Raw genomic sequence first — 25,087 nt, 5'->3', positions numbered from 1 at the left:
TCACGCGTCGCCATTCCCAAGCACGCGATTGCGCCCCGCCAGTTTGGCGCGATAGAGCCTTTGATCGACGGCGTCGAGCCCTGCCTCGACGCTGGGTGCATCGTGCAAGCCCACCACCCCGGCGGAGAACGTCACGTCGACGCTGCTGCAGTCGTTGAGCGTCTGCATCTGCGATTGGAACTGCAGGCGTATGCGTTCTATCGCGCGCTGTGCATCCTCGGGACTGCAGTGCGGCAACACGACACAAAACGCCCCATCGGCGTAACGTCCCACATGGTCGATAAAGCGCAGTTGCTGCGTCAGGTGATCCGCCAGGAGGCGGATCACGTGGTCACCCCTTGAATACCCATGATGGGCATTCAACGCCCCCACATGATCGATATCAATAAGCGCCAGGCTCGTCGGTGTACCGCTACGCTGCGCGCGGGCGAATTCGACTTCCAACAGTTCCTGCAAGGCGGCGAGGGTAAGCAAGCCGGTCAAGCCATCGCGCGCTACCCAACGCCGTGAATCACGCGCTCGATGGGCATGTGACAAGACCGTGGCCACCAGCGCATCGTCATCCACCGGCTTGCCGAGAAAAGCATCGCCGCTACGCGTCAGGGCCTGCTCGCGCACGTCATCGCCGGCGGCTGCCAGATACACCACCGGCAAGTCTCGCCAGGCGTCATCGAGGCGCATCACGTGGGCCATCTCGCGTCCCGTGCAGGCGGGCAAGCGCGTGTCCACCAAGGCCAAATCGGGACGATAATCGCGCAGTGCGACCAGGGTATCGGCCGGCACGTTGACCACCCGTGAATCGATCCCCGCGCCGTCCAGCACTAAGTGGTAATGTTCAGCCAATTCAACGTCGGCATCGACGATCAGCACGCGCAGCGGTTCCAGCGTGGGGCCCGGTACCAGGCGCTCCAGGCACCTGTCGATCAACGCGGCATCCACAGGTGGCACGAAATAACCCGCCACACCATGACGAACCGCCGAGAGTCGCGCCGCAAAATCATCCTCATCGCCGCACACCAAAAGGTGCGGCGGAGATGACCATCCGCTCCACCAGGCGCTCCAACGAGAACGCGACACGCTACGCTCGTCGATCAACACAGCCTCGGGACGCCATGCCATGAGGGCATCGACGTCACGCATGGCGTACTCATGGCATTCATATCCCAACGCACTCAAGGCCTCGCCCAGCGCGCTTCGCCATTGCGGCTCATCGCCGAGTAGGGCAACACGCACCGACGCGGCACCTCGCTGGCCCGGCGTGGCATGTGCGGGGAGCAGTTCCTCAAGAGTGGGCAGTTGCTGTGCCCCGTGTTGCAGGCGCGATTGCAGCGCCGCCAGCGTATACGGGGCGGGCAGCACTTCTCCATCGAGCCACTGACGGACTTGGCACGCCACCTCCGCACATGTCTCGCTCAAGACGTCATAGCCGAAGCTGTCGGCGGAATCCGCGATACGTTGCAGAGCCTCGCAGACCGTCTCCAGTTCCACCGCCGCCGCCGCATTTTCGCGGGTACTCATCTCCTCGACTTGCGTCATCACCGCCTGCACGTCGTCATGCAATTTCTCGACGTATTGCGCGCGTAATGCCTCGAGGCGCCGACTGCGTTCGCTGTCTTGCATATCGCCCTCTCCCTGACCGTATGTACGCCTCGCAGCACTGAATATTACGACTCTTGCGTCTCATGCGTCGCGCCCACCCACTGGCAGGCAAATTGCCAGGCGGCGCGCCCGCTTCTCACCCCGCGCAAGGTGGCAAAGCGCACCGCGTCCTCGCGAGCCGCATCGCTCCAGGCGGCATCCCCACCCAGATAGTGTACCCAATGCCGGCATGCCGTTAGATACGCATCCTGATTGAAAGGATGAAAGGCCAGCCACAGCCCGAAACGGTCGGAAAGCGAGATGCGCTCCTCCACGGCGTCGCCATGATGGAGCTCGCCGTCGACCAGCCGCGTGTCCTGATTGTCGGCGAGTGACTCGGGCAACAAGTGGCGACGGTTGGACGTCGCATACAGCAATACGTTCTCGGGCGGGCCGGTCAAGGTGCCGTCGAGCACGCTCTTAAGGGCTTTATACGCGTCGTCGTGGCCTTCGAAGGAGAGATCGTCGCAGTACACGATGAAGCGATGCGTCGAGCCGCGCAGCCGCTGCACCAATCCTGGCAGGCCGACCAGGTCGTGGCGGTCGACCTGAATCAAGCGCAGCCCTTCCGGTGCCAGCGTGTTGAGCAAGGCCCTGACCATCGACGACTTACCGCTGCCGCGCGCGCCCCAGAGTAACGCATGATTCGCCGGGCGCCCGTGCAGGAAGGCACGCGTATTGTTCAACAGCGCCGTCTTCTGGCGCTCGACGCCGACCAGATCGTCCATGCCGACGTCATCGCGCGCGGCCACCGGGATCAATTGGCCGCCCAGCGCGTTACGCTGCCAGATTGCCGCCACATCACGCGACCAATCGACAGCCGCAGGCTCCGGCGGTAACCATGCCTCGACCCGGTCCAGCACCTTGTGCAGACGTTGCGCTAGCTCGGCGTCCATCCTTACCCTCCTGTCACTGTCCATTTTAGAATCCCGCATGTATATCGCTGGTTGACCCAACGGGGCATCAGGGTATCTTGGAGCGGTTTGGTTGCCGGGTCCAGAACCCATCAGGAGATCCTCATGCAAAGGACATTGCCGTATCATTTTCGCACGCCGCTCGCCATCGCTATGGTCGGCCTCACACTCGCCGCCTGCAGCACTTCACCCTTGGGGCGCAACCAGTTGGCGTTTTTTTCCAACGATGAACTCGAGCAGATGGGGCAGCAAAGCTTCACCGAGTACCAGAAGGAGTTACCCGAGGTCGGCGGCGCCAAGCATGACTACGTGCAGTGCGTGGCAGATGCCATCACCGCCGAGGTGCCCGCCGATGCGCAGGTCGATGATTGGGAGGTCAAGGTCTTCGAGGACGACTCCGCCAACGCCTTCGCACTGCCCGGAGGCTACATCGGGGTCAATAGCGGTTTGCTGGATGTCGCCGAGAACCAGGACCAATTGGCCGCCGTCATCGGTCACGAGGTGGGGCACGTCCTCGCGCATCACGCCAACGAGCGCGTCTCGACACAAGCCGCCACGCAGACCGGGCTCTCGATCCTGCAATCGGCTGCGGGACTCGAAGGCGCCACCGGCGAGCAGCTCATGGGGCTCCTCGGCGCCGGCGCCCAGTATGGCGTCATCCTGCCTTTCTCGCGCAAGCATGAGTCGGAAGCCGACAAGCTCGGTCTGGACTTGATGGCGGAAGCCGGCTTCAATCCCAGCGCCAGCATCGAGCTGTGGCAGAACATGGCCTCGCAAAGCCAGGGCGCGCCGCCGGAGTGGCTCTCTACCCACCCCAGCAACCAGTCACGCATTCAAGGCTTGCAAGATCGCCTGGACGAAGCCACGCCGCTCTACGAACAGGCCCAGGCCGACGGCAAACGCCCCCACTGTCAACGCTGATCGCGCTGAAAACCAGTGGGAGGGAACTTGTTCCCGATTGGCTCAGGCCTCTGATCGCGAATAAATTCGCTCGCACATCAGAGGCCAGTCGCCAACCAACGGCGATAGCTTTGGCCTGGAAGCGACTGAACCTGGGTACCAGCGCGATTTCAAAGCTCGCGGCGTAGCGTATCGCGTACTGGCGCGGTGTCGGGGCGCACGTGCCGCCACAAAAAGAATGACTCGGCAGCTTGCTCGACCAACATGCCCAGACCATCGATCGTGCGCGCGCCACGCGCGCTCGCCCATTGCAAGAAGACGGTCGGATCGGCGGCATACATCATATCGTAGGCTACACCATCAGCCGCCAACAGCGTCTCCGGCAAGGGCGGCAACTCGCCGCCCAGCGAGGCACTGGTGCCGTTGATGACCACATCGAATGGCCCTTCCAGGGCGTCATAGCCGCTACCCGTCACGCGCGTTTGATGCTGCCCACGTTCTTGCGGGTGAAAGTCGGCGGCCAGGCTGACGGCTTTCTCGGCCGTACGGTTGGCGATATGCAGAGACTGCGGACCCGCCGCCAGCAACGGATCGAGCACGCCACGTACGGCGCCGCCCGCGCCGAGCACGAGAATCCGCGCGCCGTCGAGCGTCACGCCGTGCGCCTCGAGATCACGCACCAACCCCACGCCATCGGTGGTATCGGCATAGGTGCGCCCATCGCGGCCATGTATCAGCGTATTGACGGCCCCGGCCCGGCGAGCGCGCTGGCTGAGCACATCCGCCACGCGATACCCCTCCTCCTTGAACGGCACGGTGACATTGGCGCCACATCCGCCGGCGGCCACAAAGGCATGCCAAGCGCCCGCGAAGTCCTCGCGCGGCGCCTCGATGGCCTCGTAGGTCATGGCCTGCCCACACTGCTCGGCGAACAGTGCATGAATGCGTGGCGAGCGCGAATGCCCGACAGGATGCCCGAAGACACAATAACGATCGCTCATGCCTCAGCCTCCGCGAGCCATTCGCGCGGGTGCAGGAACTCATCGGCCAGGCGCGCCTCGTCGCTGCCCGGTTCGGGCGTCCAGCAATACTGCCACTGGGCCAGCGGCGGCATCGACATCAGGATCGACTCGGTGCGCCCACCGCTTTGCAACCCGAACAGGGTGCCGCGATCCCAGACCAGATTGAACTCGACGTAGCGCCCACGGCGGAACGCCTGGAAGTCGCGTTCGCGCTCGCCGTAAGGCGTCTCGCGACGCCTCTGTACAATGGGCATATAAGCCTCGAGGAAGGCATCGCCCACCGCCTGCTGAAACGCGAAGCAGCGCTCGAAGTCCCACTCGTTGAGATCGTCGAAGAACAACCCGCCGACGCCGCGCGTTTCGCCGCGATGATGAAGCTTAAAATAATCGTCGCACCATTGTTTGAAGCGCGGATACACCTCGTCGCCGAAAGGCGCGCAGGTATCGCGGGCTACGCGGTGCCAGTGAACCACGTCCTCGAACACCGGATAGAACGGCGTCAAGTCGAAACCGCCGCCGAACCACCAGACGGGATCGGCATCGTCTTTCTCGGCGATGAAGAAGCGCACATTGCCATGCGCGGTGGGCACGTGCGGATTATGCGGATGCAGCACCCAAGACACCCCCACGGCATGGAAGCTGCGTCCGGCCAGTTCGGGCCGCGCGGCCGAGGCTGAGGCCGGCAGTTGTTCGCCGAAGACATGCGAGAAATTGACCCCGCCCTTCTCGAACACGTTACCGTTCTCGATCACCCGCGAGCGACCGCCACCGCCCGACTCGCGCGTCCAGCTGTCTTCACGAAAGGCCTCGCCATCCTCGGCGGCCAAGCCTTCGCAGAGACGTTCCTGCAAGTCGAGTAGATACTCCTTCACCTTGTCGAGATGGGGGTGTGCCACGTCACGCTCCTCGGATTATCGGTTGGTTTGATCATGTAGCGCCCGGCTATGACGCAAGGCATACGACACACCGGCACGCCTCAATCGCGCAGGACCTCGCCGCTTGCCAGATCACGGATCGTGCTCGGCCGCGCGTATCCGCCCAGCGCCCCGTCGACGCGCGTCACCGCCTCACCGAAAGTCGCCCGGATATCGTCGGCACTCATCGCGGGCGGCTCGCCGGCGCGATTGGCCGAGGTCGAGACCAGCGGACCGCCGAAAGCGTCGCACAGCGCCTGTACCAAGGGATGATCGCTGACGCGTACCGCCAAGGTGGCGTGCTCGCCGCGCAACAACGGACGCGCACGGCCGTTGTCGGGCACCAGCCAGGTGGTGGGCACCGTTTGGAGAGCTGCCAGACGCGCGCGCTGCGCCTCATCGAGCCCTTCCAGCCAGGGCGCCAGTTGCGACACCGACCCGGCGATCAGAATCAATCCCTTGGCGGGGTCGCGCTGCTTGAGTTCGATCAACCGCCCCAGGGCGGCATCGTCATCGGGGTCGCAGCCCAGCCCCCACACCGCTTCGGTGGGATAAGCCACGAGGGCGCCGCGGCGCAATGCCGCCACGGCGTGCTTGAAAGTATCGGAAGTCTCTGACATGGCGAGAGGTTTCACTTCACGGCAATACAAGATGCAGCCATCTTATCACGCACGCGGGGGAAGACGTCGCGCCACGCTGTCGCAGGCTTGGGGCCTAGCCTAGGCCTAGCGCGTGGCGCGACGCACCCACCCCCCACTAACCTGCGCGGCTTGGCCGGCGAGTTCCAGTTCCAGCAGGCGCATCTGGCAACCGCCGACGTCCAGCTCGCTGCGCTCGACGAGCACATCCAGCGGCGTAGGGGCCGTGTCCAACAGCGCCAATAACGGGTCCTGGGGCACATCGGTAGGTGTCGGTGGCTCTGCACGCGCCGGCGGCGCCGCAGCATCGGTCTCGGGCCGCACCGCGTTCAACGCCTGCCAATGGCCAAGCTGCTCGAGAATATCGTCGCGCTCGCGCACCAGGCAGGCACCCTCGCGGATCAGCCCTAAATTGCCGCGCGCCTGCACGTTGTGCAGCGAGCCGGGAATCGCGAAGACCTCACGGTTCTGCTCCATCGCCAGGCGGGCGCTGACCAGAGAGCCGCTCTTCTCAGCCGCCTCGACCACCAGCACGCCCAGTGACAGCCCGGTGATGATGCGGTTGCGACGCGGGAAATAGCGCGCATGGGCCCGCGTCTCGGCGGGATGTTCGGAGAGCAGCAGGCCGCCTTCGTCGAGCAGACGACGATACAAGCCGGCATGGCGAGGCGGGTAGATCACATCCACGCCGCAGCCGAGTACCGCCACGCTGCGCCCGCCGGCATCCAGCGCCGCCCGCTGGGCCACGCCGTCGACCCCCAGCGCCATACCGCTGACGATGCCGAAGCCCGCCTCCACGAGTTCACGGGAGAAGAAGGCCGCATTATCGCTGCCTTCACGGGTCGGGCGACGTGTGCCGACCATGGCCAAGCCCGGCAGGTCGAGGGCAGCCAAGTCGCCCTTGGCCCAGAGCAGCGCCGGCGGATCGACGATTTCATCGAGCAAGGCGGGCCAGGCCGGATGACCCGGATGCAAGAGATGATGCGCTGGCTGGCTCGCCTCCCACGCCAAGGCCGCCGCAACCGGCGCCTCCAGAGGGCTCTTTGCCGGGTGATCCAGCCAGTGCCGCAGCGTGTCGCGCGGTCCGGCGGGCATTGCCGCCAGCCAGGCCTCGGGCCAGTCATCTGCCAAGCCTTGCGCAGCCAGCTCACGGCGGATGACCGCCAGACGCCGCGCGCCGAGTTTCGGCAGGTGCGCCAGGGCACACCATTCTCTCGCTGTCATCATGCGCACCTTCCTCACTGTGCCTCCAACGACGTCAACGCACTCCGCTCGGGCGTGCTCACGCCATCGCCCACCTCCAGAGGCCGTGAGGCCTCCATGACCAGCGCGTAGCTGACCCGCGCGAAGCTCTCGAACACCATCGCCAAGCCGCCAGGCTCACCCGCCAGGTGCAAGGTATCGCCTTCGAGTGGGTCGCTCACCTGCGTCGGCGCAGCATCCAGGGCCAATACGGTTCCAGGCGTGATGCCCTGCGTACGTCCCAGATCGAGCGCCACGATGGTATGCCGACCGATATAATGAACCCCCTCGGGCACGCCCAGAATCTCGCCATCGACGGCATGCTCGGGAACATGCGGAGAAAATGCCAGGGAGAGGGGGTCTTCGCGATACGGCAGCAGGCGATCGCCGGGGCGTATTTCCTGACGTGCCTTGCGCACCTCGAAGACATCCAGGTCGCCTTCGCGCTTCATCCAGCGGGCCTCGCCTACGGCGCGCAGCTCGATGCCCAGCAATGCGTCGCTTTGCGGGTCGTTATAGACCGTGCCAGGACGATAGATGACACGCTGTACGTCATGCGAGCGTGCAGCTTCCTCGCCTGCACGGACATAAACGCGGTCGCCGCTGCCGATCAACTGATGCCCCTCTTCGCCCGCGACGACGTAGGGCGTATCGTCCAGCGTGGCGCGAGAGTCGATGAAGCGATATTCATTCAGGAAGGGGGCTACCGTCTGGCGCTTGATGGCAGGAGCCGCCTCGCTCGGCGGCACTTCACGCACACGTGGGGACAGATGCACGACCTCCTGCGGTTCATCTCGGCCCTCAGCGACGGATACCATGCCGACAACGCCCACCAGCACCAGCCCGAGCCCCAACAGTCTACCGCCGCGCCGCCACCCGGCAGCGTTCCCGCCATATCCTGCCCACATGATCGTCTCTTCTTCTGATTGCTCGCACGTTGGCATGCCAGCCGATGCTTTCAGCCCTCGGCATGCGTCAGGCCGCACTGCTATACTTTTCATATGTTCCGCCGCCCGCTTCACGCTACTGGCGGCGCTCCGCATAGCCGTTGGCTATCGGGGGACATCGGCGCCCTTTCGGTTCCGTTCCCGCCGGTGGCGCATTACACTAGCGGACAAATTTCACGTGACAGCATAACGGTTTTCTTAACGCCATGGCCAAGCTGACCATTCTCGAATTTCCCGATAGGCGCCTGCGCAACAAGGCGGCGCCCGTCGAGACCGTCGACGACGAGATCCGTACGCTGGTCGACGACATGCTCGACACCATGTACGACGCCGAAGGCATCGGCCTGGCTGCGACCCAGGTCGACGTGCATCGCCGCGTCATCGTCATGGACGTCAGCAGTGATCGCTCGCAACCCCGCGTACTGATCAATCCCCAATACACCCCGCTGGGCGACGAGCGCGAGCCCATGCAGGAAGGCTGCCTGTCGATCCCCGACCATTACGCCGAGGTGCCCCGTGCATTGCGGGTGTCGCTCAAGGCACTGGATCGCGATGGCACGCCCTACGAGCTGGAGGCCGACGGCCTGCTCGCGCATTGCATCCAGCATGAGTGCGATCATCTCGAAGGCACGCTGTTCGTCGACTATCTCTCGCCGCTCAAGCGTGATCGAATCATGAAAAAGATGCAGAAACGCCACAAGGCCATGCAGGACGCCTGAGGCCACGCCTCTCTCTCGCCTAGCACTCGCCAAACGGGCCGGCACTTGCCGGCCCGTGGCATTGAACGAACACGCAAGCCGTTACGGAAGTCCGCCCGATGTCCCACTCCCTGCGCGTCGCCTTCGCCGGTACGCCCGATTTCGCCGCCGCCAGCCTCGCGGCGCTGCTCGAAAGCCGCCATGAGGTGGTCTCGGTGCATACCCAGCCCGACCGTGGCGCGGGACGCGGGCGCAAGCTCACGCCCAGCCCGGTCAAGGCGCTGGCGCTCGAACACGATCTACCCGTCCATCAGCCCACCACGCTCAAGGATGACGCCGCCCGGCAGGCACTCGCCGACTGCAACGCCGACGTATTGGTCGTGGTCGCCTATGGCTTGATACTGCCGCAAGCGGTGCTCGATATCCCGCGCCTGGGATGCCTCAACGTACACGCCTCGTTGTTGCCCCGTTGGCGCGGTGCGGCACCCATTCAGCGGGCCATTGAAGCCGGCGACACGCAAAGCGGCGTAACCATCATGCAGATGGACGCCGGCCTCGATACCGGCGACATGCTGCTGGTACGCGACACGCCGATCACCGCGACGACTACCAGCGGCGAGTTGCACGACCGTCTTGCAGCGTTGGGCGGAAAAGCCATCGTCGAGGCGCTCGACGCCCTGGCCGACACCGGGCTGACCGCCACGCCTCAACCGGCGGAGGGCGTCACCTACGCCACCAAGCTCAGCAAGGCCGAGGCCGAGCTCGACTTCACGCGCCCTGCCGCCGAACTCGCCGCCCGCGTACGCGCCTTCAATCCCTGGCCGGTGGCCTGGACGCGTCTCGCCGGCGAGCCGCTACGTCTGTGGCTGGCTGAGCCCGGCACCGAAAGCGGTACCGCTGCGGCCCCCGGTACGCTGCTGGAGAACGCTGCCGATGCCCTGCGCATCGCCTGCGGCCCCGACGGCACACAGGTGCTGCACATCACTCGCGCCCAGTTGCCCGGCGGCAAGCCGCTCGCGGTGCGCGATCTGCTCAACGCCCGTGGCGAGCGCTTCGCAGCGGGACAGCAACTGGGTCAGGAGACCAACTCATGAGTACCCCGGACATTCGCGCCGTCTGCGCCTCCGCCCTGGCCCCCGTACTCGACGGCAAGGGCTCGCTGAACGCCCTAGATAGTACCCTGGAATCCGCCGGGATCGAGGGGCGTGACCGTGGCCTCGCCAAGGCGCTGTGCTTCGGTGTCTGCCGCACGCTGCCGCGCCTCGAGGCGCTGGCCAAGCTCCTGCTGCGTCAGTCCTTCAAGCGCCGCGATCAGGACGTCCAGGCGCTGTTGCTGCTCGGTCTCTATCAGCTTCTCTACATGCGTGTCCCCGCGCACGCCGCCGTGGGCGAAACCGCTGGCGCCGCCCGCGCGCTGGGCAAGGGCTGGGCCACGCGCGTTCTCAATGGCTGCCTGCGCCGCTTTCAGCGCGATACTCAGGCACTTCAAGAGCAGGTCGACCGCGACCCCAGCATCGCGCTGTTGCATCTCGAATGGATGCTCACGCGTTGGCGCGAGGCCTGGCCCGACGACTGGCGCGAATTGGCCGAGGCCAACAACCAGCCTGGCCCCATGACGCTGCGGGTCAATCGCCGCCACTCAGATCGAGAGACGTACCTGGCCCGCCTGCGCGACGCCGGCCTGGCCGCCGACCCTACGCCATACGCGGCGGATGGTGTGACTCTGCATGAAGCCTGCGACGTGCGCGCCCTGCCCGGCTTCGAAGAAGGTGCAGTGAGCGTGCAGGACGAAGCCGCCCAACTGACCGCACCGCTACTCGAAGCGGCCCTGGCCACGACACCCGGGGCCCGCGTCCTGGATGCCTGCAGCGCCCCCGGCGGCAAGACCGCGCACCTGCTCGAAGCCTTCGATCTCGAGCTTACCGCCCTGGACAGCGACGCCGAGCGGCTCGGCCGCGTCGACGCCACCCTGACGCGCCTGGGGCTCGAGGCCACCACCTTGGCCGCCGACGCCAGCCGCCTCGACTGGTGGGATGGCCAGGCTTTCGATGCCGTGCTGCTCGACGCGCCCTGCTCGGGCACCGGTGTCATTCGCCGCCACCCGGACATCAAGCGCCTGCGCCGCCCCCGCGATATCCGCGAACTCGCCGCGCTGCAGGCGCGTCTGCTCGACACGCTGTGGAAGACCCTCGCCCCCGGCGGCACGCTGCTCTACGCCACCTGCTCGGTGATGCCGGAGGAGAACATGGATCAAATCACGGCCTTCCTCGCCCGCACCCCGGATGCCAGTGCCGATGAGCTCGATGTCGACTGGGGTCGCCCCGCCGGTGCCGGGCGCCAGTTGCTACCGCGCATCGAAGGTCACGACGGCTTCTTCTACGCGCGTCTGCAGAAAGCGGCCGTCTGAGACCCAATCGACAGCACTGACCGGCATTCGCCGACAGCGCTCCGAGCCTCCAGAAGAAGCGCAGCGGCGCGGTGGTCTTCCACACCACCCCACTGCAATGAGTTTCACCGCTACACGCCTACCCGCACGCCGCAGCTTCACCGCCACGTTCTCGGGCGGCGAGCAACACCGCCATCAATGCCAGCGCGGACATCACCGCACCCGCCGCTGGCACCGCAGGATAGCCCAGTCCAGCCGCGATGACCGCACCACCCAAGGCCGCGCCCACCGCATTGCCGAGATTGAAGGCGCCGATATTGACCGCCGAGGCCAGGTTAGGTGCGTCGCCGGCGGCGGCGATCACCCGTACCTGCAGCGGCGGCACGATGGCGAAGCTGGCCACCCCCCATAGAAAGATCAACACGCTCGTCGGCACGCTGAACGGCATCAATAGCGCCAGGGCGATCAGTACCAGACTCAAGCCCGCCAGCGTTACGATCAGCGTGCGATCCACCGAGCGATCCGCTGCGCGTCCCCCCACCCAGTTGCCGACCGTCAGCCCCAGGCCGTAGACTACCAGCAGTGTGGTCACCAAGCCGATCGAGGCGCCGGTTTCAACCTGCAGAATCGGCACGATGTAAGTGTAGACCGTGAACATCGCGCTGGCCCCGAGTACGGTGAGCGCCAGTGCCGTCAGTACCGGGGCCCGACCCAACACCTTGAGCTCCGCCAATGCCCCGCCACCAGCCGGGGCTGGGCGGTCGGGCAGCGTCAGCCGCAGTGCCACCATGGTGCTCAACCCGAGCGCGGTGATGGCCCAGAAAGGCGCGCGCCAGCCTAACTGCTCGCTCGCCCAGGTCGCCAGCGGCACTCCCACCACAGTGGCCACAGTCAGTCCGGTGAACATGGCCGCCACCGCGCTCGCCCCGCGCCCGGGCGGCACCAGACTAGCGGCGACCACCGCGCCGACACCGAAAAAGGCGCCATGATTAAGCGAGGTAGCAAGCCGCGCGATGAGCAGCATGGCGTAGTTCGGCGCCAGCGCCGCGAGCAGATTGCCTAGGGTGAAGATGGCGGAGAGACCGATAAGCAGCGTGCGCCGCCGCATCCAGCCGGTGGTCAACGTCATCAGCGGCGCCCCCAGCATCACGCCGATGGCGTAGGCGCTGATCAGCAACCCTGCGTAGGGAATCGAGACACCGAGGTCGCTGGCGATAATCGGCAGCAGGCCCATTGGCGAGAATTCGGAGACGCCAATGGCAAAGGCGCCAGTGGCCAGCGCCAGAAGAGGAGGATTGAGTTTCATGCCGCGCCCCTCCTGTTCAGTCGAGTGGACGTGTCGCGCAAAGAACGCGCGAATTCGGCCCCGGAGACCTCATGAGTCGGCGAAACGCGCAAGCGAGAATGTTGCATGTCGGCTTTCCTTGATTGATGTTTAGGCAAAGGTAAAAGCCATTCTCGACCGTGTGTAGCCGCCTACGGGGCCAAGGAGTTTTGATATGGATGCAAAGGCACTCTCGCCGAACGATCGAACCCGGGCACTGGAGGTGTTCGTGGCGGTAGCATCGGCGGGCAGCTTCTCGGCGGCGGGGCGACAGCTCGGTCTAACCCCTTCGGCGGTGAGCCGCACGGTCGACCGAATCGAAGCGCGACTCGGCGTGCGCCTGTTACTGCGCTCCACCCGGGAGCTCACCATCACTGCGGAAGGCAACGCTTATCTGCAGGCAGCGCGGCGCATTCTCACCGATCTCGACGAAGCCGAGCAGGCGATCGCCGATCTGGGTGCACCGCGGGGACGATTGCGAGTCAGCGCCTCGCTCTCCCACGGGCGCCTCTGCGTGGTGCCATTACTGGGCGAGTTCAGCGCGCGCTACCCGGAGATTTTGGTGGATATCAACCTGACCGATACCGTAGTAGACATCGCCGCCGGCGAGGCCGATGTCGGCATTCGCTTCGGGCTTCTGCCGGACAGCTCGCTCAATGCTCGCCGTCTGGGCAACAACCGCCGCGTGATCGTCGCCTCACCGGCATATCTGGCTCGGCATGGCATGCCGCGAGTGCCGGGGGACCTGCACGCCCACAACTGTCTCAATTTCAATTTCCGCCGCGCCGAACCAACCTGGCCCTTCCGCGACGCCGAAGGTGACCATGCCATGAGCGTGCATGGCACGATCGAGGCCAACAATGGCGAGACGTTGGGCCAGCTCGCCCGTTCCGGGGCCGGTATCGCCCGAGTCGGCGCCTTCAGCGTGGCGGCGGAGATCGCAGCCGGAACACTGGTGCCACTGCTCGAGACCTACAATCCAGGCGATGTGGAAGAGATCCACGCGGTCTTCGTCGGCGGCACCCACATGCCCCTGCGGGTACGTACCTTTGTCGACTTCCTGGTCGAACGGCTGTAGCGAGTACCACCTGCGCCAACTATTGCCCCGTCTCGAAGGTCACGACGGTTTCTTCTACGCGCGTCTGCGCAAAAGCACATCTGCGCATGGCTAAGGCCTACGCCGCTCCCGACTTGCCAGCGGCGTACGCGGCTTCGATACTGAGAGCATCGCACCCCTGAGTGGAGCCTTCGTGTTGCAGGATGCCCTCGAGATCATCGATACGCGCTGTGCCCTGCTCGTCGTCGACGTGCAAGGCGATTTCATGCCCGGCGGGGCGTTGGCCTGCGCCGATGGCGATGCCATCCTGCCGGGGTTGAGCCAGTTGCTCGACGAGCGACGTTTCGCGCACGTCGTGGCGACCCAGGACTGGCATCCCGCGCGGCACATATCCTTCGCCAGCGAGCATGCGGGCTATCAGCCCTTCGATACGCTCGACCTGTACGGCGAACCGCAGACCCTGTGGCCCGATCACTGCGTGCAGAATACGTCCGGTGCCCGCCTGCATCCCGAACTCGACTGGGCACCGGTGGATCTCATCGTGCGCAAGGGATGCGACCCTCGCATCGATTCCTACAGCGCCTTTCGCAACAATCTGGGACCCGATGGCACACGCCCCACCACGGGGCTGGCCGGCTGGCTACGCGAGCGTGGCGTCGACAGCGTCTATCTCTGCGGCCTGGCGCGTGATGTCTGCGTGTTGTGGAGCGCCGAAGATGCCATCGCCGCGGGGTTCAAGACACGCTTTCTGTGGCCGCTGACACGCCCGGTCACCCATGACACGGACACCGCCACGCGGCAGCGTCTCACTCGGCTCGGCGTCGAGATCATCGGCGCTTGAGTCAATCCATCGCACTTGAAGCGCAAGGAGAACGCCATGAGCGATCACGTCTACAAGCACATCGAACTGACAGGCACCTCACCGCACGGTATCGAGGATGCCGTGAACAAGGCCTTGGAAAAGGCCCGCGAAAGTCTGCACGGCATGCGCTGGTTCGAGGTCACCGACACCCGCGGCCATCTTGAAGACGGGCGCGTGGGCCACTGGCAGGTCACCCTCAAGGTGGGCCTCTCCCTCGACTGACCGGGCTCGTGCCCACGCGCCGCCGCGCCCCTGTCATTGGGGGCGCTGCCTGGTTTATGCTACGCGCCAGTCACTGAGCGCGGATTCCCACGCATGAAGATCATCATTCTCGGCGCCGGCCAAGTCGGCGGCACGCTGGCCGAACACCTGGCCAGCGAAGAAAACGACATCACCGTCGTCGACATCGATACCAAGCGTCTGCGCGAACTGCACAACCGTCTGGATATCCGCACGGTCGTCGGCACGGCGTCCTACCCCATGGTGCTACGCCAGGCCGGGGGCGAAGACGCCGACATGCTGATCGCAGTGACCAACTCCGACGAAGTCAACATGATCGCCTGCCAGGTCGCGCATACGCTGTTTCGTACGCCGACCAAGATCGCCCGCGTCCGCGCTACCGCCTATCTGACGCGCAAGGGGCTGTTTTCCCACGATGCGATCCCCGTGGATGTGTTGATCAGCCCCGAGCAAGTGGTCACCGACCATATTCGCCGCCTGATCGAATATCCCGGCGCACTGCAGGTACTCGACTTCGCCGGTAGCCTGGCCCAGTTGGTGGCCGTCAAGGCCTACTACGGCGGCCCGCTGGTGGGGCAGGAACTAGGCTTCTTGCGGCGCCACATGCCCAACGTGGACACCCGCGTGGCGGCGATCTACCGTCGCAACCGAGCCCTCATTCCTCACGGCGACACCGTCATCGAGGCCGACGACGAAGTCTTCTTCATCGCCGCGCGCAAGGATATTCGCGCAGTGATGAGCGAGCTGCGCAAGGTCGACCGTGACTTCCGCCGAGTGATCATCGCCGGCGGCGGCAACATCGGCGAACGCCTCGCCGAGACGCTCGAGCACAGCCACCAAGTGAAGATCATCGAGCATGAGCTGGAGCGTTGCACGGTGCTCTCGGAGCGTCTCGACCGCACCGTGGTGCTACACGGTAGTGCCACCAGCAAGCGCTTGCTGCTGGAAGAAAACATCGAGGACTGCGACATCTTCTGCGCGCTGACCAACGACGACGAGGTCAACATCATGTCGTCGATGCTGGCCAAGCGCCTGGGCGCCAAGAAGGTGCTGACACTGATCAACAACGCCGCCTATGTGGATCTCGTCCAGGGCGGCGAGATCGATATCGCCATCTCGCCGCAGCAGGCCACCATCGGCGGCTTGCTCACCCATGTGCGGCGCGGCGACATCGTCAACGTACACTCGCTGCGGCGTGGCGCCGCCGAGGCCATCGAGGCCATCGCCCACGGCGATTCGCGTTCCTCCAAGGTGGTGGGACGCACCATCGACGAGATCGACTTGCCCAGCGGCACCAACATCGGTGCCATCGTGCGCGGTAAAGAGGTCATCATCGCCCACGACGATGTCGTGGTGGAAAGCGGCGATCACGTGATTCTCTTCGTCATCGACAAGCGCCGCATCCGCGACGTCGAACGCCTCTTCCAGGTAGGGCTGACGTTCTTCTAATGAGTATTCGGTTACCCACGGCTCGCGTTTCGGCAAGGCGACTACCATGAGCTTCCTGGTGATCATGAGGATCGTCGGGCTCTTGCTGATGTTGTTCAGCCTGACCATGGTGCCACCGGTAGTGATTTCGTTGATCTTCGACGACGCCACCTGGGACGCCTTCGTCATCGGGCTCGGCATCACCTTCGTGACCGGGGCGCTGCTTTACTGGCCCACGCGCCATGCTCGCCGCGAACTGCGTACCCGCGATGGCTTTTTGATCACCGTGATGTTCTGGAGCGTACTGGGGCTGTTCGGTTCGCTGCCACTGATGCTCGCCACGGATCCATCGCTATCGTTCACCGACGCCGTGTTCGAATCGTTTTCCGGTCTCACCACCACTGGCGCCACCATTCTCACCGGCATCGACCTGCTGCCCGAGTCGATACGCTTCTACCGCCAGCAACTGCAGTGGCTTGGCGGCATGGGGATCGTGGTGCTGGCAGTGGCCATCCTGCCGACGCTGGGTATCGGTGGCATGCAGCTCTACCGCACCGAGATTCCCGGACCGCTCAAGGACTCCAAGCTGACGCCGCGTATCACCGAAACCGCCAAGGCTTTGTGGTACATCTATGCCGCTCTGACCCTGACGTGTTTCCTGGCGTATTGGCTCGCGGGCATGAGCTGGTTCGACGCCATCGGGCACAGCTTCTCGACCGTCGCCGTGGGGGGCTTCTCGACCCACGATGCCAGCATCGGCTATTTCGACAGCGCGACCATCGAGATGATCTGCGTGTTCTTCATGGTGATATCGTCGCTGAGCTTCGGGCTGCACTTCGCGGTGTGGCGCGAGAAGCGCCTGAGCCATTATCTGCTCGATCCCGAATTCCGCTTTTTCGTGATCTTCCTGGCGCTATTGGTCACCATCACCATCGCCACGCTGATGGTGAGCGGCACCTACAGTGACGCCTTGGGGCTGCGCCACGGCTTGTTCGAGGCGGTCTCGATGGCCACCACCACCGGTTTCGGTGTCGCCGACTTCACCGTGTGGCCAGGCGTGCTGCCGTTCATGCTGTTCATTGCGGCGTTCGTCGGGGCCTGCTCGGGCTCCGCTGGCGGGGGCATGAAGGTGATCCGCATCCTGTTGATTCTCAAGCAGGGCCTGCGCGAGATACATCGCCTGATTCACCCCAATGCGGTGTTTTCGATCAAGGTCGGCAAGATGCGCATTTCCGGGGGCGTGGCCGAAGCGGTATGGGGATTCTTTTCCGCCTATATGCTGCTGTTCGTGCTGATGCTGCTGATCCTGCTCGCCACCGGGCTGGATCAGGTGACCGCCTGGTCAGCGGTGGGCTCGGCGCTCAATAACTTGGGCCCGGGACTGGGCGGCGTCGCCGAACATTACGGCGACATGCCGTCACTCGCCAAGTGGACGCTGGTGATGGCGATGATGTTTGGGCGCTTGGAAATCTTCACTATCCTGGTGCTGTTTACGCCTGCGTTCTGGCGACGCTGAGTTCATACGGCACTATTCACCATGAATTACTATTCACCATGAATCGGCAAAAACCCTCCGATTCATGCTGGATGGGCGGTTTTTCACACTCTCTTCTCACTAAAGGCTAAGGCCAGCGAGGCCAATTCGCCGGGAATCGCGATGGCGGCAATGCTACCATGCGCGCTTCCCGGCCCACCGCGACGGGCCTTTATCCGTTATTCAGCCTCGAGAAAGCGTCATGTCCACCAGCCTCGCAAGCCCTTTTCGCGCGGTGGCCCGCCTAGGGCTCATCCCGCAAATCGTCATCGGTATCGTGCTCGGCGTCGTCGTGGCCACCGTCTGGCCCGATGCCGCCGCCTCGATATCGCTTCTCGGCGAAGTGTTCATTTCCGCCCTGAAAGCGGTGGCACCGGTGCTGGTCTTCCTGCTGGTCATGGCGGCCATTGCCAATCATCGTCGCGGCCAACCCACGCATATTCGCGGCGTGCTGCTGCTGTACGTGGTCGGTACCCTGTGCGCCGCCCTGGTAGCCGTCGTCGCCAGCTTCGCGCTCCCGACTTCGCTGGTCATCGACGCGCCCCAAGCGAGCGGCCAGCCGCCGGGCGGCATCGCTGAGATCCTGCGCAATCTATTGCTCAACGTCGTGGACAATCCCATCCATGCGCTGATGAACGCCAACTTCGTGGGCATCCTGGCGTGGGCGATCGGGCTGGGCATGATGCTGCGCGGCTCTTCGGAGACGACGCTCGGAGTGCTCAACGCCTTCTCCGATGCCGTCTCCAACATCGTACGCTTGGTGATCCGCTGCGCGCCGCTGGGCATCTTCGGCCTGGTCGCCGGCACGCTCGCGGATACCGGCATGAATGCCCTGCTCGACTACGCCCATCTGCTCGCCGTCATCGTCGGCTGCATGGTGTTCGTGGCACTGGTCACCAACCCCTTGATCGTGTTCCTGGCGACACGCCGCAATCCGTATCCGCTGGTCTTCGCCTGCCTGCGCGGCAGTGCGATCACGGCGTTTTTCACACGCAGCAGCGCCGCCAATATCCCGGTCAACATGGAACTCTGCGAACGCCTCGACCTGGATTCCGATACCTATTCGATCTCGATTCCGCTGGGCGCCACCATCAACATGGCCGGCGCCGCCATCACCATCTCGGTGATCACCCTGGCGGCCGCTCATACCCTGGGAATCGGCGTGGACTTCGCCTCGGCGCTGTTGCTGTGCATCGTCGCCTCGCTCGCTGCCTGCGGCGTCTCCGGCGTGGCCGGTGGTTCTCTGCTGCTCATTCCGATGGCCGCCAGCCTGTTCGGCATTTCCAATGACGTGGCCATGCAGGTCGTCGCCATCGGCTTCGTCATCAGTGTCGTGCAGGACGCCACGGAGACCGCGCTGAATTCGTCCACCGACGTGTTGTTCACCGCCGCGGCGTGCCGCGCCAAGCGCTGATCCGCACACTCGACGTCCCGCTCAAAGCATCGACGAGCGGGGCCGAGTTTGGCCCGACCCCTGGCTTCGTGGATAATCGAGCTTTTCCGCCACCGAAGCGAAACGCCGCATGCCCGATACTCCCGCCGGCCCTCGCCAGGTCATCGATCAGGGCGAGACCCGTTATACCCTCCTGGGTACCGCCCACGTCTCGCGTGCCAGCGCCGACGAGGTCCGCGAGCTGATTCGCTCCGGCGACTTCGACGCCGTGGCCATCGAGCTTTGCCCCACGCGCCATCAAAGCGCCACCCAGCCCGACGCCATGGCCAAGATGGATCTCTTCCAGGTCCTGCGTCAGGGCAAGGCCGGCATGGTCGCCGCGAGTCTCGCGCTGGGCGCCTTCCAGCAACGCGTCGCCGAGCAGTCCGGGGTCACGCCGGGTGCCGAAATGCAGATGGCGATCAAGGAAACCCAGCGCGCGGAGTTGCCGCTGTATCTCGTCGATCGCGAAATCGGCGTGACCCTCAAGCGCATCTATCACAACGTGCCCTGGTGGCAGCGCATGAGCCTGATCTCAGGACTCCTGGGCAGCGTTGTCTCGCGCAAGAAAGTCTCCAGCGAGGAGATCGAGCGCCTCAAGGAAGGCGATGTGCTCGAGTCGACCTTCGCCGAGTTCGCCGAACAGTCGGAGTCGCTGTACGCGCCGCTGATCCGCGAGCGCGATCGTTACATGGCGCTGCGCCTACGCGAGGAAGTCGCCGGGAAAGCGCCACGGCATATCCTGGTGGTCGTCGGTGCGGGACACATGAAAGGCCTGGGAGAGCATCTGCAAGCGCTGGGGCAACAACCGCCCAGCGCCGAAGCTATCGACGAGGAACGCCGCTCACTGGAAGTCACCCCAGCCCGCTCCAAGCTTTGGAAAGCCCTGCCGTGGGTCATCGTCGCGCTGGTACTGACCGGCTTCGCCATCGGCTTCTCCCGCGATACCGGACTCGGCTGGTCGCTGGTCGGCGAATGGTTCCTGATCAACGGCGCACTCTCGGCATTCGGCACTGTCATCGCACTGGCCCATCCACTGACCATCATCGCGACCTTCATCGCCGCGCCACTGACCTCGCTCAACCCCACCATCGGCGCCGGTTTCGTCGCCGCCGGCGTAGAACTCGCCATACGCCGCCCCACGGTGGGCGACTTCTCGCGTCTGCGCCATGACGTCAGCGCACCGCGCGGCTGGTGGAAAAACCGCGTCGCCCGCACGCTGCTGGTGTTCCTGCTCGCCACGCTAGGCTCCGCCGCCGGCACCTGGATCGCCGGGCTACGCATCGCCGGGCAGTTGTTCGGGTGATGCCGGAAGCCGCCATTCTCCAAAGCTCTAGCTAACGCCGGGGCTTTGGCTATCCATGGTGATGCTCCCTTATGTATTCCTTCAATGCTTGGTCAATGCGACTCTGCCAGCCTGGCCCTTGCTCCTTGAAATGGTCGATCACGTCAGGTGATAAACGCATGGTGGTCTTCACCTTCGTGGGTGCCTCCTGGCGACCGCGCTGCCCCCGCTGACGAATGGTGCGCTGGAGATCAACGGGCAACACCTCTGCCATCGGACGCATATGCTTGAAGTCTTCATCGGTCAGTTCACGAACTTCGCCGTGTTTATCGGTCAATGGCTTTCTCATGGCGACGCACCTCCCGCAGGTTGGCCTTCCTAAAACTGATAATTCGAACCCCACCCTCAATGGGCGTGAAACACACCACGTGAACACGATCACCAATGCGCCCTACTGCCACAAAGCGAGGCTCTGGATAGTGGTGGCGCGTATCGGGCTCATATGTAGCCCCTTCCCAATCGAAGTGTTCTACCGCCTTAAAGGGCAGACCACGTTCTCGTTCGTTTCGGGCGCTCTTATTGGGGTCGAAGTCTATGCGCATGGTTTAATTGTAGGGACAAAAAGAAAAGGAGGATAGTTCATTTTGCTTGACCAAGCAGATCCAACATTGCGCAATCTATGACACAATCCGCTGAGCCTCAAAGAGGCGATCCGGTATATCCTGGTGGTGGTCGGCACCACGAGTCTGGCAATAGTCAATGCAGCCGTCAGTGCTTGGGGAACGCCATCCATTATTGCTGATCCATGCAACACAAGGAGAGACGTATGGCATCGCTCGAGCAAATCGCCCGGTCGCGTTATAGCTGTCGTGATTTCAGCCCACAACCGGTTCCTCGCGCAATGCTCGACAGGCTGCTTGAGATTGCCCAAGGCATCACTCATGCCGGCAGTAGGCGCAGCGTGCCTTCGGCGGGAGCCCTCTATCCCCTGCATTTGCTGGCAATAGCCGGGCGCATTCGCGACCTGGACGCAGCGACCTACACCTTCGACCCCGAAAACTGCATGCTAAAAACGCACCTCGACCACGACATACGAGATGCACTCCAGCAAGCTGCACTCGACGATCAACCCTGGATCGGCCAGGCTGCCGGCATTATCACGATCTGTGCCGACATGGAAACCGCGACACAGGCATTCGGCGATCAACCGCCCTACGGGACACGCGGCCAACGCTATGCTTGGATCGAGGCAGGCGCCGCAGCTCAGAACATTCAGTTGCAAGCAACGGCCGAAGGACTGGGCAGCGTGCTCGTCGCCGGCTTCCACGACGAGGCCACGACAGAAGCGCTGGCCCTCGAAGCGCCTATAACACCGCTAATCCATTTGTGCTTCGGTTGGCCGGCTATTACGCATCGAACATCGACAGAATAAATAACACCGAGAGTCACTGACGGTTTTCTACCAAGGAAGGAGTGACCATGATCCGCATCCCGTTATTCTGTAGTGGCCTCCTGGCCCTGATTATCATGGCCATGACGCAGGCGTTCCCGGATGCGGTTACCTCCATCGATTGGCCGCTTCTGATCGGTGCGTCCATAGTCATGGCGCTGACCCCGGGTGCAAACCAGCTCTTATCGCTTTCCAATGGTTTTCATGTCGGTGTTACGCCTGCCATGACGGCGGCCTGCGGACGCTTCGCAGCGTTCACGCTGATGGTAGTCGGTGTCGCCGTGGGACTTGGGCATTGGCTGGCCACCTCCGCGATGTTCTTCAGCGTGCTCAAGTGGATTGGCGTGGGGTATCTGTCATATCTCGGAGTGAGATCATTGCTCACGGCTTGGCGACCTACAGCGGTAAGTCCGAGCGAGAGCGTCGAAACCGCGCAGGCCTGGCCGCTGCTACGCCGGGAAGCGCTGGTCGCATTTTCCAACCCCAAGGCATATGTGCTGTTTGCGCTCTTCCTGCCGCAGTTTTTGCATGCCGATGGAGCGTCGTTTGCACCGGCCATCATGCTGGCGGGGCTGGCCTATATCCTGATCGAGTTCGCTTGCGCGCTGCTCTATGCCGGCGCGGGGCATCTACTCGGGCGCGGCAGCATCAGTCTGAGTCGGCAACGCTGGATGGATGGTATCAGTGGCTCGCTAATGGTTGGCCTGGCCGGGTGGTTGGCGTTGGCAAAACGCCAGACTTAAACCGGGAGAATGATGATCCAACCCAATACGGCGCAGTGTCAGGGTGCGAAAGCCAAACGATAGCGTCATGGCGGAAAACGAGGGTTATAGGTCATTTGAGACTATCACGCTACAGGCTAATCTAAACCTCGAACCCGCTCTACAGAGGCAGCTATCGTGGACTCGAAGATACGTATCGTCATACCGATCTACCCCGGCGTAACGCACCTGGATTTCACCGGGCCTCATCAATTCTTCTCGCGGGTGCCGCAAATCGACGTGGTGGTCGCATCCATCGACGGGGAGCCCGTTGACGCCCAAGGATTGACGTTTTCCAACCTGGACGACCTGACAGACATCGCGACTTGTGACGTCCTCTGCGTTCCCGGTGGCGTGGGCTGCCTCGATGCAGCCGAGGACGTCCGTTTTATCCACGCCATTCGACACTTGGCCGGCACCGCAAAGTTCGTGACCTCGGTATGCACCGGCTCATTGATTCTGGGAGCGGCGGGGCTGCTCCACGGAAGACGAGCCGCCTGTCATTGGGCGTGGCGCGACATGCTCTCATTGTTCGGCGCCATCCCGGACCCAGCACGTGTAGTGCGCGATGAAGAGATCATCACGGGCGGCGGTGTTACGGCCGGAATCGATTTCGCGCTGACCGTCATCGCAGAGTTAACCGATGACGAGACCGCTCAGCGTTCTCAACTGATTCTCGAATATGCGCCCGCGCCGCCGTTTGATGCCGGACGCCCCGAAACAGCCCCAGCCGCCATCCACGACCACGTCGTCGCCGACATGGCCGAGATACAGGCCTCTCGTTACCGACAGGCACAACACCTGGCCAAGCGTTACGCTACAAAACGCTAACCCTGCTGATCGCCTGCCCACATATAACGCATTGCGTCATATGCTGCTGTGCGTTATTCTTTACCAAAAGGAGGCCGGCGTGATCAAAAGCTTCAAGGATAAACAAACTGCCACCATCGCCGCTGGCAAGGTCACTAGAAGGCTTCCACAAGACATGCAACGCGCCGCCTTGAAAAAGCTGCGCCAGTTGGATGCCGCCGCTCAACTCGACGACCTACGCATCCCTCCCGGTAACCGTTTAGAAGCGCTGCAAGGTAATCGCGAGGGACAATACAGCATTCGTATCAACGATCAGTGGCGAATTTGTTTTCGGTTCGAGAGCGGCAACGCCCATGATGCTGAAATCATCGATTATCACTGAGGGAGGTAAAACCATGACTGAAGAACGGCTCCCCAACATTCATCCCGGTGAGATTCTGCTAGAGGATTTTATCGGGCAGCTAGGCTTGACCAAGAATGCCCTAGCGACGGCTATCGGTGTGCCTGCCACGCGTATCGGTGAAATCACACGCGGGGCTCGAGCGATCACGGCGGATACGGATCTGCGACTGTCGATTTACTTCGGCACCAGCCCGGGCTATTGGCTGAGATTGCAGAACGCCCATGACCTGGAGGAAGCCAGACGCCACGGCCATTTTGAGGGCATTCGTCCTCGGGTGGCCTGAGCGAACCCTGCATGTCGAATGGCGGTATTAACCGCCCTCCTCCAGTACCTCGGCGATCAAGGCGACGAAGTCATCGAAGGCCGGATGCATAGGGCTGGGGGAGCGATGTACTTCGAGCACCGCCGGCGGTAACGGCGGCAGGCCTTCGGCGGCGCCCAACACTTGCCACCCTTCGGGAAGCAAGCGTCGCTCCCCAACCGTCAAGGTTTGGCCCTGCCCCACGATGACTTTCAACCCGCTGGGGCTTTGACTGGTGGAGACGAGTTGCCAATCGCGGCCGATGTCGGCGAGCGCGGCCAGCGCCCGACGCCGGTAGACGCACTGCTCCGGAAACAGCGCCAGTGGAATCGGTCGTTCGGCGTCGAGTTCGAAACGCCGATGCGCCGCCCAGACCACCTCCTCCGTGGTCACGGGGCGCCCACCGCTACTCGGTTCATGCTGCACCGCCAGCACGATATCCAACGACCCTTTCTCTAGCTGCTCCAGCAACTCCGTCGACATGCGACAGTGGATATGTACATGCACGTCGGGATGCCGAGCGCCGAAGCGTTCAAGCAGTGCCGGCAGCCAGGTATCGGCGTAATCCTCGGGGAGCCCGAAGCGCAGCGTCACCGGCTGCGAGCGGCCGAGCGCGGCGATCGCTTCGCGTTGCAACTGCAACAAGCGCCGCGCATAGACGAGGAAGGTTTCGCCATCGTCGGTCAACTTGAGCCGACGACTGCCGCGTTCGATCAGCCGCGTGTCGAGCCTCGTTTCCAACGTATTGATACGCAGGCTGATGGTCGATTGCGTCTTGTGCAGATAGCGCGCCGCTGCGGTAAAGCCACCGCTATCGGCCACGGTGACGAACGCCAGCAGCAAATCGCTGTCCAGCGCCGCCAACTGCGTGCTATCGGAAATGCCGATGGCTGCCATTGGA

Annotated in this window: 27 protein-coding genes; 16 read left to right on the top strand and 11 right to left on the bottom strand. The window is 63.6% G+C overall.

What is annotated here, in order from left to right:
• Positions 1 to 1,620, bottom strand: a complete 1,620-nt coding sequence (locus L1071_RS13555) for a diguanylate cyclase (protein ID WP_246975760.1) — start codon at positions 1,618 to 1,620, stop codon at positions 1 to 3.
• A gap of 44 nt (positions 1,621 to 1,664) precedes the next feature.
• Entirely contained in the window at positions 1,665 to 2,534 is an 870-nt protein-coding gene (locus L1071_RS13550; RefSeq protein ID WP_246975758.1) for an ATP-binding protein, read from the bottom strand.
• A gap of 123 nt (positions 2,535 to 2,657) precedes the next feature.
• Between L1071_RS13550 and L1071_RS13545 the strand changes: the two genes are divergently transcribed.
• Positions 2,658 to 3,473 carry a M48 family metallopeptidase gene (locus L1071_RS13545; RefSeq protein ID WP_246975756.1) on the top strand — a complete coding sequence of 272 codons (816 nt, stop codon included), beginning with the start codon at positions 2,658 to 2,660 and terminating at the stop codon, positions 3,471 to 3,473.
• A gap of 149 nt (positions 3,474 to 3,622) precedes the next feature.
• Here the strand turns inward: L1071_RS13545 and aroE are convergent, their stop codons facing one another.
• The 5 genes from aroE to L1071_RS13520 all read right to left on the bottom strand — a co-directional run bounded on the left by aroE (position 3,623) and on the right by L1071_RS13520 (position 8,176).
• Entirely contained in the window at positions 3,623 to 4,453 is an 831-nt protein-coding gene (gene aroE / locus L1071_RS13540; RefSeq protein ID WP_246975754.1) for a shikimate dehydrogenase, read from the bottom strand.
• A complete protein-coding gene (gene hemF, locus L1071_RS13535; protein ID WP_246975752.1) occupies positions 4,450 to 5,370 on the bottom strand; it encodes an oxygen-dependent coproporphyrinogen oxidase in 921 nt (306 codons plus the stop codon). The genes aroE and hemF overlap by 4 nt, the downstream gene beginning before the upstream one ends.
• An 80-nt stretch (positions 5,371 to 5,450) precedes the next feature.
• Positions 5,451 to 6,008: an L-threonylcarbamoyladenylate synthase type 1 TsaC gene (tsaC, locus tag L1071_RS13530; RefSeq protein ID WP_246975750.1), complete on the bottom strand. Its 558-nt coding sequence runs from the start codon at positions 6,006 to 6,008 to the stop codon at positions 5,451 to 5,453.
• Positions 6,009 to 6,113: 105 nt separating this feature from the next.
• Positions 6,114 to 7,253, bottom strand: coding sequence for a DNA-processing protein DprA (gene dprA, locus L1071_RS13525; protein ID WP_246975748.1), 1,140 nt, complete (start codon positions 7,251 to 7,253; stop codon positions 6,114 to 6,116).
• Positions 7,254 to 7,264: 11 nt separating this feature from the next.
• Positions 7,265 to 8,176: a peptidoglycan-binding protein gene (locus L1071_RS13520; RefSeq protein WP_246975746.1), complete on the bottom strand. Its 912-nt coding sequence runs from the start codon at positions 8,174 to 8,176 to the stop codon at positions 7,265 to 7,267.
• A gap of 245 nt (positions 8,177 to 8,421) precedes the next feature.
• Here L1071_RS13520 and def point away from each other — a divergent pair, with 245 nt between their 5' ends.
• The 3 genes from def (at position 8,422) to rsmB (ending at position 11,320) form a co-directional block, all read left to right on the top strand.
• On the top strand, positions 8,422 to 8,934 hold the full coding sequence (def, locus tag L1071_RS13515; RefSeq protein ID WP_246975744.1) for a peptide deformylase: 513 nt from the start codon (positions 8,422 to 8,424) through the stop codon (positions 8,932 to 8,934).
• Between the two features lie 98 nt (positions 8,935 to 9,032).
• Complete coding sequence (gene fmt, locus L1071_RS13510) at positions 9,033 to 10,007, top strand: methionyl-tRNA formyltransferase (RefSeq protein ID WP_246975742.1); 975 nt, start codon at positions 9,033 to 9,035, stop codon at positions 10,005 to 10,007.
• Complete coding sequence (rsmB, locus tag L1071_RS13505; RefSeq protein WP_246975741.1) at positions 10,004 to 11,320, top strand: 16S rRNA (cytosine(967)-C(5))-methyltransferase RsmB; 1,317 nt, start codon at positions 10,004 to 10,006, stop codon at positions 11,318 to 11,320. The genes fmt and rsmB overlap by 4 nt, the downstream gene beginning before the upstream one ends.
• A 118-nt stretch (positions 11,321 to 11,438) precedes the next feature.
• On the opposite strand, the gene L1071_RS13500 is transcribed toward rsmB, so the two are convergent.
• Positions 11,439 to 12,605 carry an MFS transporter gene (locus L1071_RS13500; protein ID WP_246975739.1) on the bottom strand — a complete coding sequence of 389 codons (1,167 nt, stop codon included), beginning with the start codon at positions 12,603 to 12,605 and terminating at the stop codon, positions 11,439 to 11,441.
• Positions 12,606 to 12,798: 193 nt separating this feature from the next.
• On the opposite strand from L1071_RS13500, the gene L1071_RS13495 reads away from it, so the two are divergent.
• The 7 genes from L1071_RS13495 to L1071_RS13465 all read left to right on the top strand — a co-directional run bounded on the left by L1071_RS13495 (position 12,799) and on the right by L1071_RS13465 (position 20,482).
• Positions 12,799 to 13,701: a LysR family transcriptional regulator gene (locus L1071_RS13495; RefSeq protein ID WP_246975737.1), complete on the top strand. Its 903-nt coding sequence runs from the start codon at positions 12,799 to 12,801 to the stop codon at positions 13,699 to 13,701.
• 172 nt (positions 13,702 to 13,873) lie between these two features.
• On the top strand, positions 13,874 to 14,521 hold the full coding sequence (gene pncA / locus L1071_RS13490) for a bifunctional nicotinamidase/pyrazinamidase (RefSeq protein ID WP_246975735.1): 648 nt from the start codon (positions 13,874 to 13,876) through the stop codon (positions 14,519 to 14,521).
• Between the two features lie 36 nt (positions 14,522 to 14,557).
• Entirely contained in the window at positions 14,558 to 14,764 is a 207-nt protein-coding gene (locus L1071_RS13485) for a dodecin (protein WP_246975733.1), read from the top strand.
• A gap of 93 nt (positions 14,765 to 14,857) precedes the next feature.
• On the top strand, positions 14,858 to 16,231 hold the full coding sequence (gene trkA, locus L1071_RS13480) for a Trk system potassium transporter TrkA (RefSeq protein ID WP_246975731.1): 1,374 nt from the start codon (positions 14,858 to 14,860) through the stop codon (positions 16,229 to 16,231).
• Positions 16,232 to 16,277: 46 nt separating this feature from the next.
• Entirely contained in the window at positions 16,278 to 17,726 is a 1,449-nt protein-coding gene (locus L1071_RS13475; RefSeq protein WP_246975728.1) for a TrkH family potassium uptake protein, read from the top strand.
• A gap of 220 nt (positions 17,727 to 17,946) precedes the next feature.
• Positions 17,947 to 19,158 (top strand): serine/threonine transporter SstT, encoded by a 1,212-nt coding sequence (gene sstT / locus L1071_RS13470; RefSeq protein ID WP_246975726.1) that lies wholly within the window; start codon positions 17,947 to 17,949, stop codon positions 19,156 to 19,158.
• 109 nt (positions 19,159 to 19,267) lie between these two features.
• Positions 19,268 to 20,482 carry a TraB/GumN family protein gene (locus tag L1071_RS13465; RefSeq protein WP_246975724.1) on the top strand — a complete coding sequence of 405 codons (1,215 nt, stop codon included), beginning with the start codon at positions 19,268 to 19,270 and terminating at the stop codon, positions 20,480 to 20,482.
• 49 nt (positions 20,483 to 20,531) lie between these two features.
• On the opposite strand, the gene L1071_RS13460 is transcribed toward L1071_RS13465, so the two are convergent.
• Together L1071_RS13460 and L1071_RS13455 are read right to left on the bottom strand one after the other, a co-directional pair.
• The gene (locus L1071_RS13460; RefSeq protein ID WP_246975722.1) at positions 20,532 to 20,810 is read right to left on the bottom strand and encodes a BrnA antitoxin family protein; all 279 of its coding nucleotides are present in this window, start codon (positions 20,808 to 20,810) and stop codon (positions 20,532 to 20,534) included.
• Positions 20,788 to 21,063, bottom strand: coding sequence for a BrnT family toxin (locus tag L1071_RS13455; RefSeq protein WP_246900153.1), 276 nt, complete (start codon positions 21,061 to 21,063; stop codon positions 20,788 to 20,790). Before L1071_RS13455 ends, L1071_RS13460 begins: the two co-directional genes overlap by 23 nt.
• Positions 21,064 to 21,287: 224 nt before the next feature.
• On the opposite strand from L1071_RS13455, the gene L1071_RS13450 reads away from it, so the two are divergent.
• The 5 genes from L1071_RS13450 (at position 21,288) to L1071_RS13430 (ending at position 24,168) form a co-directional block, all read left to right on the top strand.
• Positions 21,288 to 21,893, top strand: a complete 606-nt coding sequence (locus L1071_RS13450; RefSeq protein ID WP_246975720.1) for a SagB/ThcOx family dehydrogenase — start codon at positions 21,288 to 21,290, stop codon at positions 21,891 to 21,893.
• Between the two features lie 47 nt (positions 21,894 to 21,940).
• Positions 21,941 to 22,654 carry a LysE family translocator gene (locus L1071_RS13445; RefSeq protein WP_246975718.1) on the top strand — a complete coding sequence of 238 codons (714 nt, stop codon included), beginning with the start codon at positions 21,941 to 21,943 and terminating at the stop codon, positions 22,652 to 22,654.
• 156 nt (positions 22,655 to 22,810) lie between these two features.
• Positions 22,811 to 23,503: a DJ-1/PfpI family protein gene (locus L1071_RS13440; protein WP_246975716.1), complete on the top strand. Its 693-nt coding sequence runs from the start codon at positions 22,811 to 22,813 to the stop codon at positions 23,501 to 23,503.
• 79 nt (positions 23,504 to 23,582) lie between these two features.
• A complete protein-coding gene (locus tag L1071_RS13435) occupies positions 23,583 to 23,864 on the top strand; it encodes a type II toxin-antitoxin system RelE/ParE family toxin (RefSeq protein ID WP_246975714.1) in 282 nt (93 codons plus the stop codon).
• Between the two features lie 13 nt (positions 23,865 to 23,877).
• Positions 23,878 to 24,168 carry a HigA family addiction module antitoxin gene (locus L1071_RS13430; protein ID WP_246975712.1) on the top strand — a complete coding sequence of 97 codons (291 nt, stop codon included), beginning with the start codon at positions 23,878 to 23,880 and terminating at the stop codon, positions 24,166 to 24,168.
• A 27-nt stretch (positions 24,169 to 24,195) separates the two neighbouring features.
• On the opposite strand, the gene L1071_RS13425 is transcribed toward L1071_RS13430, so the two are convergent.
• The gene (locus L1071_RS13425) at positions 24,196 to 25,083 is read right to left on the bottom strand and encodes a LysR family transcriptional regulator (RefSeq protein ID WP_246975710.1); all 888 of its coding nucleotides are present in this window, start codon (positions 25,081 to 25,083) and stop codon (positions 24,196 to 24,198) included.
• Between the last annotated feature and the right edge of the window lie 4 nt (positions 25,084 to 25,087).

The sequence above is a fragment of the Chromohalobacter sarecensis genome (genome assembly GCF_023061135.1).
Classification (GTDB): domain Bacteria; phylum Pseudomonadota; class Gammaproteobacteria; order Pseudomonadales; family Halomonadaceae; genus Chromohalobacter; species Chromohalobacter sarecensis.
This window is presented reverse-complemented; position numbering and strand designations above follow the sequence as displayed.

Bases quoted from the DNA above. Each gene is read 5' to 3' on its own strand.
- aroE (WP_246975754.1), bottom strand. From the start codon at position 4,453: ATGAGCGATCGTTATTGTGTCTTCGGGCATCCTGTCGGGCATTCGCGC.
- L1071_RS13475 (WP_246975728.1), top strand. From the start codon at position 16,278: ATGAGCTTCCTGGTGATCATGAGGATCGTCGGGCTCTTGCTGATGTTG.
- L1071_RS13555 (WP_246975760.1), bottom strand. From the start codon at position 1,620: ATGCAAGACAGCGAACGCAGTCGGCGCCTCGAGGCATTACGCGCGCAA.
- L1071_RS13500 (WP_246975739.1), bottom strand. From the start codon at position 12,605: ATGAAACTCAATCCTCCTCTTCTGGCGCTGGCCACTGGCGCCTTTGCC.
- L1071_RS13465 (WP_246975724.1), top strand. From the start codon at position 19,268: ATGCCCGATACTCCCGCCGGCCCTCGCCAGGTCATCGATCAGGGCGAG.
- L1071_RS13460 (WP_246975722.1), bottom strand. From the start codon at position 20,810: ATGAGAAAGCCATTGACCGATAAACACGGCGAAGTTCGTGAACTGACC.
- L1071_RS13520 (WP_246975746.1), bottom strand. From the start codon at position 8,176: ATGTGGGCAGGATATGGCGGGAACGCTGCCGGGTGGCGGCGCGGCGGT.
- sstT (WP_246975726.1), top strand. From the start codon at position 17,947: ATGTCCACCAGCCTCGCAAGCCCTTTTCGCGCGGTGGCCCGCCTAGGG.
- L1071_RS13550 (WP_246975758.1), bottom strand. From the start codon at position 2,534: ATGGACGCCGAGCTAGCGCAACGTCTGCACAAGGTGCTGGACCGGGTC.
- L1071_RS13495 (WP_246975737.1), top strand. From the start codon at position 12,799: ATGGATGCAAAGGCACTCTCGCCGAACGATCGAACCCGGGCACTGGAG.
- tsaC (WP_246975750.1), bottom strand. From the start codon at position 6,008: ATGTCAGAGACTTCCGATACTTTCAAGCACGCCGTGGCGGCATTGCGC.
- trkA (WP_246975731.1), top strand. From the start codon at position 14,858: ATGAAGATCATCATTCTCGGCGCCGGCCAAGTCGGCGGCACGCTGGCC.
- fmt (WP_246975742.1), top strand. From the start codon at position 9,033: ATGTCCCACTCCCTGCGCGTCGCCTTCGCCGGTACGCCCGATTTCGCC.
- def (WP_246975744.1), top strand. From the start codon at position 8,422: ATGGCCAAGCTGACCATTCTCGAATTTCCCGATAGGCGCCTGCGCAAC.
- L1071_RS13450 (WP_246975720.1), top strand. From the start codon at position 21,288: ATGGCATCGCTCGAGCAAATCGCCCGGTCGCGTTATAGCTGTCGTGAT.
- L1071_RS13425 (WP_246975710.1), bottom strand. From the start codon at position 25,083: ATGGCAGCCATCGGCATTTCCGATAGCACGCAGTTGGCGGCGCTGGAC.
- L1071_RS13445 (WP_246975718.1), top strand. From the start codon at position 21,941: ATGATCCGCATCCCGTTATTCTGTAGTGGCCTCCTGGCCCTGATTATC.
- dprA (WP_246975748.1), bottom strand. From the start codon at position 7,253: ATGATGACAGCGAGAGAATGGTGTGCCCTGGCGCACCTGCCGAAACTC.
- L1071_RS13430 (WP_246975712.1), top strand. From the start codon at position 23,878: ATGACTGAAGAACGGCTCCCCAACATTCATCCCGGTGAGATTCTGCTA.
- rsmB (WP_246975741.1), top strand. From the start codon at position 10,004: ATGAGTACCCCGGACATTCGCGCCGTCTGCGCCTCCGCCCTGGCCCCC.
- L1071_RS13545 (WP_246975756.1), top strand. From the start codon at position 2,658: ATGCAAAGGACATTGCCGTATCATTTTCGCACGCCGCTCGCCATCGCT.
- L1071_RS13485 (WP_246975733.1), top strand. From the start codon at position 14,558: ATGAGCGATCACGTCTACAAGCACATCGAACTGACAGGCACCTCACCG.
- L1071_RS13455 (WP_246900153.1), bottom strand. From the start codon at position 21,063: ATGCGCATAGACTTCGACCCCAATAAGAGCGCCCGAAACGAACGAGAA.